Annotated in this window: 1 protein-coding gene; it reads left to right on the top strand. The window is 37.8% G+C overall.

Annotation, left to right across the window (positions count from 1 at the left end):
- The coding region (locus AC3DU7_RS32260) for a GAF domain-containing sensor histidine kinase (RefSeq protein ID WP_488043303.1) at nucleotides 1-1601 on the top strand (1601 nt) is incomplete at its 5' end.
- Nucleotides 1602-2054: the final 453 nt, after the last annotated feature.

The following is a 2054-nucleotide window of genomic DNA, read 5'->3' as shown; positions in this document are numbered from 1 at the left end:
AATTTTACCTAGACTGGGGCAAAGAAAAAGTTGCTGCTGGCTATATGCAAGAAGCTTACTACTGCTACGCCCGTTGGGGCGCAAAAGCCAAAACTGATGATTTAGAAAAACGTTATCCCATCCTCCTCAGCTCCATTCTTGAACGGCAAAAACTCTGTTCCCTCAACAGTAACACGATCGCAACTCTAACGATAGGAACAATTTCCAACACCACAACAGGTACAGGAGAAATATTAGACTTAGCTACTCTAATGAAAGCGTCTCGCACCCTTTCACAGGATATATCTTTAGAAGGAGCGATCGCTAATTTAATGCAAGTAGTTATGGAAAATGCTGGTGCAGAAAATGTAGCTTTGATGCTATTTCAAAAACAAATCTTAATGCTCACAGCTCTTCTTACTTCCAAGGGTGTTTGCCAATTAGATCCCATTCCAGTAGAAGCCAGTCATTCAATACCCTTGAGTATTATCAATCAAGTTAAGCACAACAAAAAGCCTCTAGTTATTTATAATGCCAGTGATGAAACTGCTTATTCAGGAGATACTTATATCCAAAAGCACCAACCTCAGTCTGTTTTATGCCTACCGTTATTAGACCGCAGTCAAATGATTGGTATTCTTTATCTAGAAAACAATCAAGTGACAGGAGTGTTTACCAGCGAGCGAGTGGAAATTCTCAATTTACTTTGTTCTCAAGCTGCTATATCTTTAGAAAATGCCTTATTGTACCAACAAGCTCAACAAGCACTGGCCGATCTGCAACAAGCACAGTTGCAATTGGTACAAAAGGAGAAAATGGCAGCATTAGGAGACCTCATGGCAGGAGTTGCTCATGAAATTAATAACCCCCTCGGTTTTATGGGAGGTAATGTCAGTATTATTCAAGACTATCTAGCTGATGTCTTTGCCATTATTCAGTATTATCAACAAGAGTTACCGCACCCCAGTCCCGAATTCACTGAAAAAATAGAGGAACTAGAACTGGAATTTCTCATGGAAGACTTTCCCAAAACTATTGCATCTATGGAAACAGGGATAAAACGCATTGGTGAAATCAGCAACTCTTTACGAATTTTTACTCGCACCGATACCGAAACTAAAAGCAGTCTCGATCTGCATGATGGCTTGGACAGTACTCTGTTAATCTTGAAATATCGCCTCAAAGCTAATAAAAATAGACCAGGAATTGAGACGGTCAAAAATTATGGAGATTTGCCCAAAATCGAATGTTATCCAGGGCAATTAAATCAAGTATTTATGAATATTTTAGCTAATGCCATTGACGCATTAGACGAAGCAAGTGAAGGCAAAACTTACGCTGAAATTAAAGCCAATAATAATTGCATTACTATTAGTACGAAATTAAGTACCGATAAAAATATGGCAGTGGTGGAAATTGCCGATAATGGTCTAGGAATGAGCGAAAAAGTACGTTCAAAAATATTTGAACAGGGGTTTACAACTAAAGGAGTGGGGAAAGGAACAGGGTTAGGCATGGCGATTTCCCGACAAATTATTGTAGAAAAACATGGCGGGAAAATAACTTGTAGATCGGAATTAAAGAAAGGTACAGAATTTGCGATTTTCCTCCCTTTAACCTAACTAGAAATATTGTATATAGCCACGGGCTAGGAAACAGGGAAAAGTAGATTCTGAAAGATTTCCAGGATTTATAGATGTCAAACGCCAATATGCGTAGTGCTATACTTGAGACAGAAAGCTATTTATAATCAAATACTGAAAGCAACCATTAAAATTCAATACTAAAAATTTACCGAAAAATTAAAGAATGTTATGAATAGTTTGGTCAAAAAAAATGGTTAAAGTCAGATGTATATTTAGCACTTGGAGAATTATGTCATGGTCAAAAATGAGAATAACAGTTCAATCTAGCTGACTACTGGCTACTGACTATTGGCTACTAGAAATAGTTCCAGTATTTGTAGCAAACATTGATCGTAAGCATTCAGCCGTCAGCGCTTCAGCGCTTCAGCTATTGTTTTTAGTGAGCGATCAAAGCAATATTTAATTAGGCCTTGCTTATGGAAGTCTTTT

The organism is Okeania sp. (genome assembly GCF_983059655.1).
The sequence above is the reverse complement of the archived record's forward strand: the minus strand, read 5'-3'. Positions and strand labels throughout refer to the sequence as shown.